The following is an 18,010-nucleotide window of genomic DNA, read 5'->3' as shown; positions in this document are numbered from 1 at the left end:
CAAGTCACTCATCCCTTCCAATACGGCTTTGTTGTAATGTCCTCATCTCCAAACACTTCATCGCTTGGAACCGGTACCGGTTTGCCATATATCTTTCCTGCTACATACTTCTTAACCCACGGAATATCCTGCGCAAGGAAACACTCATCATAGTGTTCACCAAAGTACTTGATTTCCATGCCTCGCTGAATGATTTCTTTAAACGGCGTCTCAAGTATATTTCCTATCGAGCAATGAAAATAAGGACATGGCTGCACATCACCATACTGCGTCACTGATACAAAGCCTTTAACACCTATACATCCCATATCAAGCCCATATCCGGGAGTAAGATGTGTACAGAGCTTATACTTTTTCTCCAGTTCTCTTTCGAATTCAAGATCCTTCTGATCTATCATGCTCTCAAAGTGACCTTCATAAGCTCCAATGGGTTTAGCAAATGTAATAAATACAGTAAGTCCCATGTCATTATAGAATTTTACAAATTCCTGGAATTCCTCAGAATGAAGTCTCTGTTTTGTGACCACAGTCTGAATATAAAGAGGCAGACCTATCCTCTGACATTCTTTTATCCCGTCCATTGCATGCTGCCATGCTCCGGGTTTCCTACGAAACTCGTCATGCTCTTCCGGATTCAAACTATCGATAGAAAGCTGAATCCTGTCGATACCGATCTTCTTCATATGCTCTGCTTTCTCAGCAAGCAAGTATCCATTAGAATCACTATTTATAAAGAATCTGTCAGGTCCAATAGCCTCCACTAGCTCATCTAGGTCAGGAAATGTTGTCGGCTCTCCTCCGCTTATTACAAATCTTGCAAGCCCCATTTCGTCTGCCTGATCCGCAAGTCTGCGCACATCATCCGGTGTAATACTTCTCTTTCCTGCCGCATTTTTCTGGTATGCCTCTATTGAGCAATGCTCGCAGAGCATATTGCACATATACCTGTACTGCAACTGTATAATAGCAATGCTCTCACCCCGGTTATATTTCTCGACAAATTGTGATACTTTCTCGTAAACTCTCGGCTTTGTCTTTTTTAGATATTCTCTGCCCCGTATTTCCTTTTCTGATAATTCTCTTGCCATATTCCCCTCACAATCCTGCGGTTTGCTAAAAACCGCATAAACAAGACTATCATTCGGTCATCTCAATTCGCCTTTCCAACTCATGAACCGTTTCTATAAATCTATGCTCCGTGTCACATAAATATTGTGCTCTCTTTTCAGCCTTTTCGGACATTTCATTGTAATAATCTTTATCATCCCTAAGCGTGCCTATTCTCTCAGCCATTCCATCATAATCATCAAGAATAAACTCATCGCCTATATTGTAAGCAACATCACCAAAATTCATAGAGACCGGCACTACCCTTTTAGACATAGCTTCCACAGAAGATGTTCCTCCACCTAATCTACGAGGATTTATATATATATCGCATAGATCCAAATATGATAAAGTATCACTTACAAAGCCGGTATTCTTACTTATCTCTTTAAATCTCTCATTTTTTTCACATATATACTCGTATTTACTAAAACGGCCGATGAATAGAATATAGATGTCCTCCAGTTCACATATAAAATCTATAAATTCTTCATCAATTTCCACATCCAGGCGACTACCAACAACGCAAGCCACAGTCATGTTTTCTGATATTCCAAGTTCCTGCCTGGTATGATGCTCTCTCTGCAATTTGAAATCTGATGTAAAAACCGAAGGTATTAGAGAATCCTCTTTAGCTCCCAGATATCGGGCATATGCTATAGCTTCATCAAGATTTCCCAATGAATAGGTAAAATAGTCTGTTCCATCATACTGAAGTTGCCCCGGTGCCATTCCCACGAGCAAAACAGACACCATATCATTGGCAATACTGGCTGTAATATTAAATCCACCTATATTGACAATATATTCCGGTTTCATTTCCTTTATTGTTTCCAGTATAACTGTCATACTGTTAACATCCAGAGAGCTTCCTGCTTGTACTTGGAAAAAAGGTAATCTCACCTCTTCATCTGTAATATAATCCATTTCGTCAAGTTGACTATTAGAATTATGTTCATTTTTCCAAAACAAAGGTATTTCAGCAGACGAAGAAAGCAAATCATTGGTATTGATTATCATCACTTCCTTGCCATCAATCTTTTTTATAGCTTTTGCTCTGAAAAAACAGCTTTTTGTCGGACCATGCGCAAAATCAGTAAACTGAGATGTAATAAAAATCACAAAATTCTTATTCCTCTCACCATAAGGAATAGGATGATCATCTATCTGCAGCATATGTTTATATTCATCAACCAACTCCAAATAAACATCCAAATACCGTTTGTAAGATTCATTAGAATATGTAGTTGGCAGAAGAAACATAAGCCCCCTACAGCCTGACCAAAGATTATATTTTATCTTTATCTCAAGGCTGGCCTTGCTAATAAAATCTAAATATCTGATTATATTTCCCGGATCAGGTTCAAGTAATAGCATCAGTTGATAAAAAGCCGCACAGAATAATTCGTTTATTTCACCATTTCGCGCACACTTTCCAATATCTCCGCGCTCAATTTCTTTTTTAATTCCAACCAGATCATATCCCTCGTAAAAACCATCTACTATTCCATGGCCAATTCTCCGCATGTCTAAAATATTGACTTTGTCAGATAAAAAGAATCCTTCCAGTTTATCTTTCAATGCGAGATCTGCTTCATTCATCGCAACATCCTCATTCAGACTTATTTATCAGATTTACCATATCTTTAGTAAAATGAACCTTCGTCTTTCTAGGTCTTACAAAGCTATCCCGTTCATCATAGAAGGAATCGTTCGCATAGTGCGTCGAAGATATCTCTTCAAAGACGCATCCATTCTCAGACGCAAAACTATGTTTTACCCTTCTCTCCACTGTCATGAGATCGCCTTTATGAAGAACCTTCTTTTCTCCATTAAGAACGATTTCAAGATCACCATGCAGCACTACGAAGGTCTCCTCCTTCTGCACATGGTAATGGGTCGGATGCGATTGACCCGGAAGAACAGCTAAAATCTTTTTGCAGTACTCCCTATTAACGCAGTCTATCATCGCAACACCTGTCTCATGAAACTTTTCAATTCCGTAATGATGTGATACCTCGCATTCACTACCGACCGGAACTACAACATTACTATCTGCAAGAAGCTGCGTAAGTTCTTTTAGGATGCCATACAGTTCCTCTGTAGTATTCTTTTCTACAATATCCGTTTTCATCACCGGAGCTTTTTCATTCACATCGTTCTTCAAAGAAATGCTATTGTATTTGGATAAATCACTTGCCACAAGCTGCCCTTCACAGCATGGAAATGCAAGGAAATAATCTTTAGGTTCAAGAGGATTTCCTGACTCTAACTGATTCTTAGCAAATACTCCTCGTCTAAGAGCTGCAAGATCTGCCTGCTCTTTCTCTGTAGACGGATATCTTTCACCCTCTATTCCGCATATCTCATAAGCCTCTCTCGCGGCTTCAAGCCAAGCCCTGATCTGCTGTGGATTTGCCGAATATCCGTTAAGTGTTATGGTATCGGTCGGTACTCCGACGTGTTTTTCAAATATTCTTGCACCCTTTGCTATGGCAAGCCGAATAGGCATAGTATTATCGGGTGCTTCATGTGTGGAAAAGCCAATCCTGATATTTGGAAATGATTTTTTATAAAAATCTATCTGATTCAATTGAAGATGTGCATTAGTCGTAGGATATTCTGCGACACAATGCATAAGTGAAAAATCAATATTGCGGTTAGTAAAGAAGCTAACCACTCTGCATACTTCATCCATAGTACTCCCGGCACCGGAAGCTATTACGGGTTTATTCTTTGATGCAATCTTTTCAAGAAGAGGCCAGTCAGTAAATGAACAACTGGCAATTTTAATATAGTCATAGCCCTGGTCATCAACTCTGTCCACCGACACCTCATCAAAAGGCGTACATATTGCTTTAAAACCGCAGTCCCGAAGCTCTTTTAAGAGCTCAGCAAACTGTTCCTGAGAAAGCTTTGTTTCCTGAAATCTTTTTATATTCTTTATGTCGAATCTGTCCTTGAAATCCGGATGAATAAAGGTATCAAGATCCCTATACTGAAATTTGAATCCATAATCAAACTCAGGAAAATCGGTACATACTTCCTTTATCTCTCTAATGATACGTTTTCCATGCTCAACACTTCCCTGATGGTTGTTTGCCATCTCAAATACAAATAGTGGTCTTATACTCATAATCCCTCCATTCTTCCAATAAAATTCATGTTAAACAAAGTCACTACCCTTGTAACCCCTTATACTCTTTCATAACGTCTCTGTAATCTACCGGTATGTCATTATGCTCATTCTCTTTGCGCTTTTCATAGTTAATATATAATGCTACCAAATCCTCATTATCAAAAAAGGTGCTACTACCAAGCCTTTTTAGAAGAGCGTAAAAATAGTTATCAATTATTTCACATACTTCATCCCATGAATGTAGTTTACTCATCCCCTTATAATAGAATCCGTAGGCAACTCTTACCCGCATATATAGGTTAATCATTATCCCCAAAACACAATCCAGTGCTTCATCTTTATTTGCATCCATATCCTGTAGTATCTCGACCTGTCCATCAGATTCTTTTATGCGCCCTTCAACACGTATATGCTCACGAACTTCATCATCAGTCTCTTCCTTTTCAAGATCATTACCGACAGAGTCATAAAAGAGAGGTATATTGGGACTCCATAACCCACCCTTATGTGCAAGATATGCCAGGTACACGCAATGAGTATAATGATAATAGTACTCATTATTCTCTCTATATTTTGAATATCTATTTATCAGATCATTCTTTTCTATTTCTTCCGGTTTTATACAGGTTCCGGTCATATAGTTACAGCCAAATCCACCCTGTAACCCAAACGAACCCGGCGGTTTTTCAATTGGCTTATCATCAAGATAATAGTTCTCGCCTCGCACGCCGAAACAGTAAACTCCAAATTGAGGACGTCTGTTCAATTCTTCCAAAGCATATCCAAAGTTTTCGCCGATGATGAAATCCTCATCACTGCAAAACAATGTATATTTCGCCTCATTAAAGCGGAATACATTTTCCGCACTATCCATGAAACATTTCGATGGTTTTATAAAATACTTAATCCTTGAATCCGAATGGGATAATTTCTCTATTTCATCGTAGTATTCAGTCTCTTCCGTCGATGAATTATTGCATATTACAAATGCTACTTCTTCATCGTATAGGAGTGCTTGCAGCCTCTTTACATTTTCGAGAGCCTTTTTACCACGGTTAAAGGTCGGCATTGTTATGGCTACAAATGGTGTTCTCTTCTTATCTTCAGAAATACGCCTGATATGAAGATCTGACATTTCTTTTGCGTAATCATAGTTTGAAGCTGTTTTTATTGTGCGTGGGATGTAATTTCCGGTCTCATATAAATAATCCAGAAACTTCTTCCTATCCAGGAATATACATGTAGCCTGATCAATTTGCTCTGCCACCTTTGGGATCATCATGAATGAAAAAAACTCACACTTAGCGCGGATATTATCCAGAATTATGTATTCCTGCCTGTATAGCTGCTTTGAAGTTTCATCTAGAATCATCTTCAAATCTGAAAAATCATCAATTATTATTGAGTCAATAGACCTATACACATTTTCAGTCACCTTTACAGAGAAATCGTAATGGTGTCCACTGTAGAATCTGTTCTCAGCTTTATTCCAAATATAATAGAGCGTATCGGATACCGGTACCATCATAAGTGAGCACTCATCATAGCCCGGTAATTCTGTATCCTTCAATATTCCCTTCTCTGTCAGTGTGTTTATATTTTCGTAATAAGCCTCTCTGAACTCCTCTTCATTTGGATGTATAAAGTTTTCGTATACCACTCCGAAAATATCTGCTTTTTGCCCAGGATTATCAGAAGCAACATGTGCAGCGACAAACGCCTTCATCGCCTCATCATAGTTACCCTCATCAAATTTATCAAAAGCATATTGTAAAATATTCTCAACAGACATTTTCTTTGTTATTCCTCAATCTATTTTCAAGCTCGCTGATAGTGTCCATAAACCGATGTTTCGTATCGCATAGATACTCTGCACGTTTCTTCGCCTTTATTGACATTTCCGCGTAATAATCTTTGTCGCTTTTCAATTTTCCTATTCTCTCCAGCAAGCCTGCATCATCCCGAAGAGAGAACTCTTCGCCGATATTGTAATAAACATCACCATAGGTAAGAGAGACCGGCACTACACCTTTGGACATCGCTTCAACGGATGATGTACCCCCTCCTAATCTCTTGGGATTTATATATATATCGCATAGCTCTATATATGAAAGAGTATCACTCACGCTTCCGACACTTAGACTATTCTCTGCCAAATTGCGATACTTAAAACATATATCGTCATATTTCTCAAATTTGCCAATAAATATATAAAAAACATCCTCAATCGAATTCAATAGATTGGCAAATTCATTATCAACGTCAACATCCAACCTGGCCCCTATAATACATGCAACAAACCCGTCAATGGGTATTCCGTATTCAGCTCTTGTATGTGTTTCTACTTGTTTCTTTAAATCAGACGTAAAAACAGAGGAAATTAGTGATTCTTTCTTTGCTCCCACATATTCCATTAAGCTATACAAATCCTCAGTTTCTTTCAATGAACACGTAAAATAATCCGTGCCATCATATTGAAGTTGCCCCGGAGCCATTCCCACAAGCAATACTGAGATAACATCGTTCAGCAAACTGGCTGCAATATTGAATCCACCAATATTAACAATGAAAGATGGCCTTAATTCCTGAACCGTCTCAATTATGGTAGCCAGTGAATTATTATCCATCTGATCTTTTTCTTCCAGCTGGAAATAATCTATCCTTACTTCATCGTCACCAACGAAATTCGCATTGTTCAGTTCTGTATTAACGCCCTGTCTCACCTTCCAGAACAGTGGTAAATACGGCATATACGGCAGCAAATCATTGGTATTGATAATAAGCACATCTTTTTTCCCTATTTGCTTAAGTGCCTTTGCCCTGTAAAAGCAGCTTTTTGTCGGTCCATGTCCCATATCGGTGTATTGCGAAGTTATTACAACAGCTAAATTTTGATTCCTCTCATCATAAGGTATCCTATCAAGACTGATTTCCAATCCTTTTCTATACTTATCAACAATTTCCAAATAGATATCCAGATATAGTCTTGTCACTTCTTTAGATGAAAACACCGGCATATAAAAAATCATTGCCCTGCACTGACACCACAGATTATATTGGATTCCTTTATCAAAATCTCCCTGTCGAATACCCTGAAGTAACTTAATCATGCTATCCGGCGATGGATCCAAAAGCGCCAGAAGTTGAATATATGCCACTTTGATCAGTGCGTTAGTCCCCGGTGATAATAATGCTTTCCCTATACTCTCATTAAGCTCATCTCTAACATACAACAGGTCATAGTCATCGTATTTTCCTTCAACTATATCCCATCCAATCTTAAGCATGTCGGAAATATCAACCTCTCCGGTTTCAAACAAAAGTAATATTGTGTTAAATAGTTTCTCTTCTTTCGTCATTATCGATATTCCCTTGCTGTATGGAGAGTTCTATTGCTTCCTTCAAAGTAATACAGTCATCCTGAAAATGAATAAAATAATCCTTTATCATTCTAATACTTGCTATTGCATCACCGTTATTTACATAAATAAAATCGTGTTCCGGTATCATGTCTATATTCTGAATCCAGAACTCTTCCATCATGAAATTCACAACCGAAGAATAGATATTTTCTCTTAATTCCGATAAATGCTTTAAAAGCTTTTGATTGCAGGTGTCACTTATGTCTGAATTTTCACACGATTCCAAAACCACCTTGCATATATCAACTATTTCTTCAGCGTTAGTGACGAAAATATCCAAAACCTTAAGCCATACCTCCAGCATACTTCTGGTCTTTAGATATTCTTCATGGCTCTGTGCCTTTTTTATCTTTTTGATACCGTTTTCTAACTGAAACGCATTGGTAATAAACTCGTCCGCTATCACCTTAAGTTTTTTTATCTCTGTCCCTTTAATAAGAGCTCCACCTTCCGTCGCATCTATCACTCTTATTTCCGGATGCTTTCTTATCTCCTCTTCAAAAAAAATCTTAAAGCTTATCCACATATCATTTGTAGAAACATCTCTGCCATCTATTCCGGGGACCATTCGTATGTCCATATCCTTTTCATCACCGTTCTCACTGTCAGCATGATGTCTTCCGTCCAGATATGCCAAATCCTGTCCAATAAGCACTATGGTCCTGATTCCCATCTCCATGCATGCACAGAATGCAGCTCCGGCAACGTTTCCGCCATAGTCTATACCACTGACCGTTGCTCCGGATTGTTCTCCGATAAGTCCATACTCGTATACCAATCCCTGGAAATATATAATCCTATTCTTGAACAGCTTCTGTGCATCAATGCTTACCTGATATGACGCAAGCAGCGGGACATTTTCAGCAATGTGATATTTCAAAAAATCCACACTCTTTATTGCATCCACAGACACTATTAAGTCAGGCACTATATTGTGTTTATCCAGCACCCCTACCGCTCTGTCTGTGCATATAATAAGTGCATGACCTTTTATCCTTTTTAATTCCTCAACATTCTTTTCAAGCGATGGTCCCGCAGAAACAATTACAGCCGGTATTCCCTCCGGTAAAATTTTTACAAAATCCGGAAAAAGATATCCGAATTTCATATGATTCCATGCATAGAGCCTTGCTTTTAATGCAGTTCTCCCTACTTTCCTGATATAATTCTTAGCCGTATTCCTGTTTTCTTTTAATGTATAACAAGTATTCTCAAATACCTGATCTATAGGATACGAAGGTGTAATAATATCCATCAGTTCAGAATTAAACTGGAATATGTCGTTTTGTATATCATTAAAGTAGTCGTCTTTTTGATCATCAGTAATATATATACATACGTTTGAATCCAATATTATTTCCGTCAGATCTATATATGCGCAAACGCATGTAAACAGATCCGTAAATAGTTCATATACAAAAAAATGTGTGTCAGATCGGAACTTCTTTCTTAGTACATTCAAAAATATACCTGTCGAAAATCCATATAGCGCAACAGAAGTTCTTTTATGCGAATAAGCAATTCCTTCCTCCCACTTCTTTGCTTCATACGATGGGCTATACTGGCTGTTCATCCTGACGTATCTATCTTCATTGACACGCCTGTATATTACCAACTCTCCATCTTTGGATTTTCTAATATGATATTTTTCACTCTCATCAGAACCGGCATATAAATGCACTCCATACCTGGATTCATAAGCAGCAAAATTCTTCTGCCTAAGTTCCTCATTCTGATTTAGCGTATCATCTTCATGCATGCTCTGCTTTTTCCTTCTCCCAATCCGCTTTTCCTACATCAATTGCCTCCTGCAATTCACGTTTTAAACTCATACAATCTTCAGGAAAATGCTCGAAGAATTTAGTGGCTGCCTCAAAAACCTCTTCTGCTTCTTCATTGTTACGTATCATGAAAGTGTAATCCGGAATAGAATACAAATCTTCTATCCAGAATTCTTCCATGCATGTATTGACCAATGTACTATATATTTCTGTTCGCAACTCATCCATCTTCTTAAGCTTTTTATTGTTCTTAGAATCTGTAATATCCTGATATTTACTTATCCTCAATAATTGCCTGCTCAAAAGGGCTAATTCTTCGGAATTTCTTGCTATCATATCAAGATCGTCAAGCCATTTTTCCTCTTCTTTCACAGTAGTCAAATAATCTTCATCATTTTCAGCGAATGGAAGATTATCAAATATTTCCTTTAAGTCATAGGACTTAGTACATACCTTATCCGCAACTTCTTCGAGTGTCATTATTTCTGTTCCTGCAATAAGAGCACCTCCTTCTGTTGCATCGATAACACGCATTTCGGGGTGAATAGCAATCTGGCGTTCAAAGAAATTCCGAAAACCAATCCACATATCATTACTTTGAACCATTTTCCCATCAATCCCCATAATTTCTCTGACATCAAGTTTAGGTGTTCCATCGCTTCTGGCATCAGCATGATGCCTGCCGTCAAGAAAAGCAAGATCCTGTCCGATAAGTACTACCGTCTTTATTCCCAGGAAATCGCAAACTGTAAACGCCCCTCCTGCTACATTCCCTCCTTGGTCAAGACCATTTTGCGCCTCAACCTTTTCTCCTATAAGATGATACTCGTATGTTAGAGCATGGTAAAAAATTCTCCTGTCATAAAAGAGTTTTTGACTCTCAATATTAAGCTGATAGGAACAGATAACAGGGATATTCTCAGCAACCTTGACCCTCATGAAATCGGGACTCTTCTCAGCATCAAGAGAAATAACTGCATCCGGCACAATATCATACTGATCAAGAACGATAAGCGCCCTGTCTGTACATAATATAAATGCATGCCCTTTTATCTTTCGCAGCACTTCAACATTTTTGTGAAGAGATGGTCCGGCAGCAACTATAATCACAGGGATATCCTTGGGAATCCTGTCTCTGAGATCAGCCAAAATATACGCATTTCTCATATGATTCCAGGCATACATCCTGCATCTTAGGGCATTTCTCCCCCTGTCTTTCTGATAATTATTGGTAGAATCCATCATTATCTCTAGTTCTTCACAGAGATTTTCATACTTTTCGTTACTTGAATAAAACGGGGTTATTATGCCTTTTGCCTCGGGTCTGAAAGTTGCCATGTCATGTATCATATCGTCCGAAAGGTAATCCTTTTGCTTTTCCGTAACCGCAAAATGAATCCTCTTTTCAGATATAAATTGGCTCAAATCAACAAATGCACTGACAAAAGCAAAAAGTCCCTCCTCCGGCTCTAAAATAAAAAATACCGTATCCGGTCGTAATTTCTTCATTAAAGCTTGTAAAAACACTCCTGTGGAGAATCCCAAAAGAATAATTGTTGTCCTGCGATTCTTAATATTCTGCTTATCAGCCCATCGCTCTGCCTCATATGACGGGTTATATATGCTATTAAGCCTCAAGTCTCTCCCATTAAGTACCCCTCTTATATAGAGAACAGCCTCTCCATTCTCAGCTCTTTCCATGCGGTACTTTTTATCTTCATCAGGATCGATTGTTATTTCCTGATCATATTGTTGCTTAAATAGAGAAAGATTCTTTTGTCTTAGTTCTTCATTCTTTGCTATTGTATTTCCACCAACATTTTCCATATTTATGCCTCACAAATTTTTCGTGGATTCAATCAGGCTTTCTTTTAAGCTTACACAATCCTCGGGAAGCTTCTCGTAAAAATTCCTTGATGACTCTAATACAGGAATGGCTTCTTCATTATTTCTCATAAACAAAACCATATCCGGTATACTGTACTGATCTTCAATCCAGAAATCCTCTAATAATGAATACACCATGCTTCTATGAATCTGAAGCTTCAAATCGCTAAGTCTTTTTTTCTTTTTTGAATATCTCGGTTCATTTATATCATGATATTTCGCCGCTTTCAGAAGCTGAGCACATATGTCAGTCAGTTCTTTAGCATTCCTCTCTATCATGCCAAGATCATCTATCCAACCATGTATAATATCTTCGCTCTTATTGTGCTCATCATCTGTTTGAGCCTTTGTCAAATCATGGAACATGCCTTGTACATCGAATTCTTTGTCGGAAAGAAGCTCTGACACAGCCTTCAGAGACATTATCTCAGTACCTTCGATTCTAGCGCCTCCCTCGGTTGCATCTATTACGGTGATATCAGGATTTAACCCTATCTGTCTCTCGAAAAAGTCCCTGAAAGATATCCACATTTCATTTGTCTCAACCATACTGCCATCAATCCCGGGTACCATTCTTCTGACAATATTGGGATTTCCGTCTTCGATATCATCAGCATGATGTCTTCCATCCGTAAATGCCAGATCCTGGCCAATAAGTATTATTTTCTTAATTCCCAGCATCTCACATATAATAAAACTGCCACCGGCTACATTGCCTCCCATATCAGGAACGCTTTCTCCCGCTTTTTTTCCTATAAGTTCCTGCTCATATGCAAGTGTATGAAAATATATACATCTACCATCAAATAGTTTCTGTGTCTCTGAATTGGTTTGATACGAACATAAAAGATATGCTTTTCTCGCTATTTCAGCCTTTAGGTAATCTGGACTTTTTTCTGCATCCATAGTGACAATTACATCAGGCACGATTCCGTGCTTATCCAGAACGCTAAGAGCTCTGTCGGTACACATAATTAATGCATGTCCCTTAATTTCTTTAAGTACATCCACATTTTTATTAAGTGATGGCCCTGCAGATACTATTATTGCCGGTATATCCTCAGGTAATTTGTCCTTTAATTCTGTTATCAGCATATTGTTTTGAACATGATTCCAGGCATACATTCTGCAAAGCAGCGCATTTCTTGCCCGACCTTTTTGAAAATCATTCGCTGAAGCCATTATGGCTTCAAGTTCATGACAAATATGCTTATACTCTTCATTTTCAGAATAAAAAGGTGTTACTACGGAAATTGTCTCCGGCTTATATGTCGCCAAGTCTCTTATCATGGCATCAGCCATTACTTTATGTTGATTTTCATTTATGAATAAATTTACACGATTGTGCAATATGATATCAGTAAGATCAATAAATGCGCAGACGAAAGAAAACAATGATTCTTCCGGCTCATAGACAAAAAACATTGTATCTGGTCTATATCTCTCAATAAGAGTACATAAGTATACTCCATTAGAAAAACCCAACAGAGCAACAGTAGTCCTTCTTGTTGGAACTTCCAGCTTTTCAGCAAGCTTTTTCGATTCATATGAAGGATCATAGCTACTGTTTAGTCGTAATGATGCCCCTCCGGCTGCACCGATAATATAAAGTACAGGCTCACCGTTTTTTGCCTCCCCCATAGCATACCTGGAGTCTTCAGCTGCATCAATAACAGGCCTTACTCCATATCTGGACGCAAAAGCAGAAAAATTACGTTCTCTAAGTACTTCATCCTTCTGTAATTTACTAATAGTGCTCCCCTCAAAAGCCATAATAAGTTACCTTAAGTATGAATTGTCAAACAATTTAGGTTATATACTAACAATTATATCACATGTCCGTTTCTATGTAATCAAATGCTTCCAATAAACTTTTTGCATCCCCGGAAAGATTTTCATAATATTCAGAGCACTCTCTAAGCGTATCCTTAGCTTCCTTATCCGTTCTTAAATACAATACCTTAGGAGGAATTGAGTACATATCTTCAACCCAGTATTCTTCCAGAAGATTATTCATCTCATATGAATATATCTTTTTTCTTAAAGCATCCATTTTTGCAAGTTCACCATCCGCTTTCGGCGAACTAATGCCATGCTCATCGATTAACTCCATTATCTTTTGGCATTCATTTGTAAGTATTCCCGAGACATCAATAATTTCTTTTAGCTCATCTGTCCATACGGAAAAAACATCGTTTATTCTTTTTATCCCTTCTTTTTCAACAGCAAAAGGAAGCTCCTTAAACACATTCTCATAATCAGTTGTTTTTCCGTTATATTTTTCTACTACTGTTTGAAGCGGAAGTACCTCGCTACCCTGAATAAGCGCTCCGCCTTCGGTTGCATCTATTATCTTTACTTCCGGATACATCTTAATTTGTCTTTCATAGAAATCTCTATATTTTATCCACATCCCGTTACTTTTAACCGGTGTTCCGTCATAGCCGGGAACTTCAATAACGTCCTCAATTTCATCCATTCCGTCATCTTTAGTGTCAGCATGGTGTTTCTCTCCGAGATATGCCAGATCCTGTCCAATCAGAATAATTGTTTTAAATCCCAATATTCTCAAAACACTGTATGCTGCACCGGCGACGTTTCCACCCATATCAATAGAGCTTTCCGCAAACGATCTTCCCAGCAGCTTTTTTTCATAGCTGATTTCATCAAAAAATATTAGATTGCCATTAGGTCGTTTTTGAGCATCTATATTCAGTTGATATGAACATATTATTGGTATATTTTTCTCATATGCATAATTCAGAAAATCGGAACTTTTTAATGCATCCACAGAAATGGCTGCATCCGGAAGTATTCCATTTTCCTTTAATGTATCCAATGCTCTGTCCGTAGAGATAATCAGTGCATGGTGTTTCAATTCTTTAAGCAGATGTACATTTTTGCCAAGTGACGGCCCCGCTGCAACTATTACAGCCGGACACTCTGTGGGAATAATATCCTTTGCATCCGAGAGAACATGCGCAGTACTCAAATGTTTCCATGCATATATTCGGCATCTTAGCGCATCCCGTCCTCTGCTTTTCTTGAAGTTGCGCAAGGCAATACTCAGTGCACCTATTTCATCGCATATCTTCTTATATCTGTCATCTGCAACATAAAACGGCGTAATTATCCCTCTAACTTCCGGTCTGCTTACGATAATCATATTATGAATGACATCTGTCATCCTATTTATTTGACTCTCTTTTATAAATATATGTATCCTGGAATCACCTATCAGATCTGACAGATCAACGTATGAACACACAAACGAAAAAAGGGCCTCATTGGGCTCATAAACATATATTTCAGTATCAGAGCGCATTTTTTTCAACAGAGCCTTTATATAAACTCCGGTTGAAAAACCGCACACTATTACTATCGTTCTTCTACTTGCTTTTTTCCGTCCATCAGCCCAAATATCGGCTTCGTAGGATGGCGAATAACTGCTGTTTAGTCTAAAATCACCTGATCCCCCGACGCCTTTAACATACAGTACAGCTTCACCATTAGATGCTGTTTCTATGCGGTATTGCTTATCTTCTTCAGCGCCAATTACAGGCATAACCCCATATCGCGTTTCAAAAAGTTTGAAATTCGTCTCTCTAAGGTTCTCGTCTTTATGTAATTCGTTTACTTCTTTCCCCTCTAAAGACATAAACAAGTTGCCTCATATCAATACAGAATACTCTATTTTTTTATCCACTCCTCAATCTCTCTGTTAAGATCATGATGAAGTATATCTGCGACAAGTATATAATCTCCTTGCTGATTAGCTTCTGCAAGCCTTGCAAAATCCGTCTGCCATTCCTGCATCTGATGCATATGCTCTGCATCTGCTTTGCCACTCTGAACCAAAAGCTCTGTGAATGTGACAAGCAGCTTCATAACCGGCGCTACCATCTCCGGTCCACCGGGTTTTCTCTGATAAATCGTATCAGCAGCTTTCTCATTATTCGCTATTACCTGTCTTCCCATATCCTGTAACTGGCCCATAAATCCCCCTCATGACGAAATAGTCAATCAATTCGAATAATATATTGACAATTATATCATGTAATGACAAAACTTGAAAAGAGCTCTCCCTTGCGGGAGAGCCCTTTCTATGGTGTACGTAATGTACTCTAGTATCGCTAACGTGATTAGCCGAGGAGTGAAAGAACACCCTGATTGGACTGGTTAGCCTGAGCAAGCATTGACTGGCCTGCCTGAGCAAGAATATTATTCTTGCTGTAGGTAACCATCTCTTCAGCCATGTCTGTATCACGGATACGGGACTCAGCTGCTGTGGTATTCTCTACTACGTTATCAACGTTCTTAATTGTGTGCTCTAATCTGTTCTGAACAGCACCGAGTGCGGATCTCTGTTCTGATACTGTCTTAATAGCATCCTCGATAGCATCGATTGCATATGTTGCTGCTGTACCGGATCCATCAACAACGTTGAGGTTCTGGATACCAAGATTTGCAGCGCTCATAACCTGAACACCTACTGTAATCTTGTTTGTCATGTCTGCATCAGCACCAACATGGAGCTGAAGTCCAAGATCCTTAGCAACATGAGCTGTCTGTTTAGCAATAGAGAACTCGAACTTAAGTCCGGCACTCTTTGTCTTAATTCCAGAAGCAGCATTATTAACAGTTACCTGGCTCTGCTTATCAGCATCAACACCGATTGTGTTAGCCTGTTTAAGAGCATCAATCATCTTATCTCTTGCAGTCAAAATTGTGATGTTCTTATCAAGGTTAGTATCTACAGCTGTACGTGTTGTGTTGCCGTTTACGCGAACCTTAGCTCCGTCAACAACCATTGCCTTGAGTTCATCAACGCTGTACTCATCTTCACCATACTTGAAGACTTTAGTTGTTCCGTCAAGGGAACTTGTTCCCTTAACATATGTTGTACCATTGATAGTAACAGATTTAGCACCACTCTCACCAATAGAAGCCTGCAGCTTTCCAATGGTATCTCTTGTTGCTTCATACAGATGATACTCTTTGCCGGCGATGGTCTGCTCTGAATCAGTACTCATGTAAGCTGTGAATGTAGCCTTATCACCAAGATCTGCAAGTGTTCCACTAAGACCAGCATCATGAGCTGCCATGTACTTGTCATGATAGCCCTGTCCGCCCTTAAGCAGATATGTCTCGTTGAACTTGGTTGTCTCTGCAACACGGTCAATTTCTGTTGTCAGCTGATCAATCTCGTTCTGGATGGATGTACGATCAGATTCACTGTTAGTTCCGTTAGCAGCCTGAACTGCAAGCTCATTCATTCTCTGCAGCATATCGTGTACTTCTGTGAGTGCACCTTCTGCTGTCTGAACTGCGCTTACACCATCATCTGCGTTGGTGGATGCACGATCAAGACCTCTGATCTGTTTTCTCATCTTTTCGGAAATTGAAAGACCTGCTGCATCATCTGCTGCACGGTTAATCTGATAACCGGATGACAGCTTCTCGGCTGACTTTGACTGAGAACCAGTTGTTACTCCGAGCATTCTGTTAGCGTTCATCGCTGTGACGTTGTGTTGTACTACCATAATATACCTCCTTGTGTGTGTACGCGGCAAATCCTTTTGCCGTAGTTAAAAATATTAAATTTGTTTCGGTTCGGATATCCGGTGAGCGGAGTTCCTAGGCTGCTCTCTCCCTGCTATCCTACTCTATCCTCAAGTGCATTTCTCTGTGTTCCGTGCCACAAAAAACAAAAGCACTTTGAGTTCTTACATACATTATATCGGACCAACTATCATAAAGTTAACCCTTTTTTTCAAAAAAAGTATAAATTATTTATAAACTTTGCTCAGCTATTATTTTGGGGGATTATTTCTCATCACCCCACCTAAAAGCTCGTTTCTTACTTACACAGATAAGTATATCTACGCATCTGTTCAAATATTATATTTCTAACCCGTTCAACAATTCTATCTTCATATCCATATATACTGTCTAATAGTTTATCCACATATTTCTTATCAAACTTAAACTCTATCTGCTTCCCATATAACCTCTCTGCTATATCTAATTGTTCATCGAAATCCTGGCAGAATGTCTTTGCCTGAACCGTCTCCATAAGATCATATACATCCCCATCCAGCGGATAATCCATTGTTGTGTCTGCCAAAAATCCTGCCCCATGATCAAAATAAGGACAATATCTATAGCTACCATCCGGACATAAAACCACAGCGATATTATGAGTATGTCTGTCCTCATTTAAGAAAAATGCATCTATAGCCATCATCTTGGACATATATACTCCGAAATCCGTAAGTCCTGTAAGTTCCTCTGTTTTAGATACAATAAGTCTCAGTCTGTCCACATGATCACTTATCCCATAGATCATATTGCTCAAACCAACACCATAAGTATTTGTAAATAATCTCTCAAGAGTAATAAGCTGTTCTCCGGAATTCAATAAGTCCTCACTGGACACTCCCATGTAAACCCGATTCTTATACTTTAATTCTTCCTGATTATAAAGAACAAACTCGGATGTACTCATTGTGCTCTTTAGCATAAGATGAGATGCCACAAACTCAGAAAGGCCTTCATATCCGGTATAGTCTGCTTTATACCATATCCCATCCCTTTCAAATTTTAGCTGATTCCCTTTTGAGGATTTTCTATTTACTTCTCTTTTATCTGCATCAAATAATTCCACCATGCAT

12 protein-coding genes are annotated in these 18,010 nt (G+C 38.7%); all 12 read right to left on the bottom strand.

What is annotated here, in order from left to right; translation table 11 throughout:
* Window positions 1-8: 8 nt before the first annotated feature.
* Window positions 9-1,088, bottom strand: coding sequence for a radical SAM/SPASM domain-containing protein (locus BMW61_RS17210; protein ID WP_091824459.1), 1,080 nt, complete (start codon window positions 1,086-1,088; stop codon window positions 9-11).
* 49 nt (window positions 1,089-1,137) lie between these two features.
* Entirely contained in the window at window positions 1,138-2,709 is a 1,572-nt protein-coding gene (locus BMW61_RS17205; RefSeq protein WP_091824456.1) for a glycosyltransferase, read from the bottom strand.
* 10 nt (window positions 2,710-2,719) lie between these two features.
* Window positions 2,720-4,243, bottom strand: a complete 1,524-nt coding sequence (locus tag BMW61_RS17200; protein WP_091824454.1) for an N-acetylneuraminate synthase family protein — start codon at window positions 4,241-4,243, stop codon at window positions 2,720-2,722.
* A gap of 43 nt (window positions 4,244-4,286) precedes the next feature.
* Window positions 4,287-6,038: a glycosyltransferase family 2 protein gene (locus BMW61_RS17195; protein WP_091824452.1), complete on the bottom strand. Its 1,752-nt coding sequence runs from the start codon at window positions 6,036-6,038 to the stop codon at window positions 4,287-4,289.
* Window positions 6,028-7,605, bottom strand: a complete 1,578-nt coding sequence (locus BMW61_RS17190) for a glycosyltransferase (RefSeq protein WP_091824449.1) — start codon at window positions 7,603-7,605, stop codon at window positions 6,028-6,030. Before BMW61_RS17190 ends, BMW61_RS17195 begins: the two co-directional genes overlap by 11 nt.
* Window positions 7,580-9,427: a motility associated factor glycosyltransferase family protein gene (locus BMW61_RS17185; RefSeq protein ID WP_091824447.1), complete on the bottom strand. Its 1,848-nt coding sequence runs from the start codon at window positions 9,425-9,427 to the stop codon at window positions 7,580-7,582. The genes BMW61_RS17190 and BMW61_RS17185 overlap by 26 nt, the downstream gene beginning before the upstream one ends.
* Window positions 9,420-11,276: a motility associated factor glycosyltransferase family protein gene (locus BMW61_RS17180; RefSeq protein ID WP_091824444.1), complete on the bottom strand. Its 1,857-nt coding sequence runs from the start codon at window positions 11,274-11,276 to the stop codon at window positions 9,420-9,422. The genes BMW61_RS17185 and BMW61_RS17180 overlap by 8 nt, the downstream gene beginning before the upstream one ends.
* A 9-nt stretch (window positions 11,277-11,285) precedes the next feature.
* A complete protein-coding gene (locus tag BMW61_RS17175) occupies window positions 11,286-13,109 on the bottom strand; it encodes a motility associated factor glycosyltransferase family protein (RefSeq protein ID WP_091824441.1) in 1,824 nt (607 codons plus the stop codon).
* Between the two features lie 58 nt (window positions 13,110-13,167).
* Window positions 13,168-14,994 (bottom strand): motility associated factor glycosyltransferase family protein, encoded by a 1,827-nt coding sequence (locus tag BMW61_RS17170; RefSeq protein WP_091824438.1) that lies wholly within the window; start codon window positions 14,992-14,994, stop codon window positions 13,168-13,170.
* 32 nt (window positions 14,995-15,026) lie between these two features.
* The gene (locus BMW61_RS17165) at window positions 15,027-15,332 is read right to left on the bottom strand and encodes a hypothetical protein (RefSeq protein WP_091824435.1); all 306 of its coding nucleotides are present in this window, start codon (window positions 15,330-15,332) and stop codon (window positions 15,027-15,029) included.
* A 146-nt stretch (window positions 15,333-15,478) separates the two neighbouring features.
* Window positions 15,479-16,879, bottom strand: a complete 1,401-nt coding sequence (locus BMW61_RS17160) for a flagellin N-terminal helical domain-containing protein (RefSeq protein ID WP_091824432.1) — start codon at window positions 16,877-16,879, stop codon at window positions 15,479-15,481.
* Window positions 16,880-17,196: 317 nt separating this feature from the next.
* Window positions 17,197-18,006, bottom strand: a complete 810-nt coding sequence (locus BMW61_RS17155) for a hypothetical protein (RefSeq protein WP_091824429.1) — start codon at window positions 18,004-18,006, stop codon at window positions 17,197-17,199.
* Between the last annotated feature and the right edge of the window lie 4 nt (window positions 18,007-18,010).

Origin of the sequence: Butyrivibrio sp. ob235, assembly GCF_900109475.1 — a bacterium.
Lineage (GTDB): Bacteria > Bacillota > Clostridia > Lachnospirales > Lachnospiraceae > Butyrivibrio.
The sequence above is the reverse complement of the archived record's forward strand: the minus strand, read 5'-3'. Positions and strand labels throughout refer to the sequence as shown.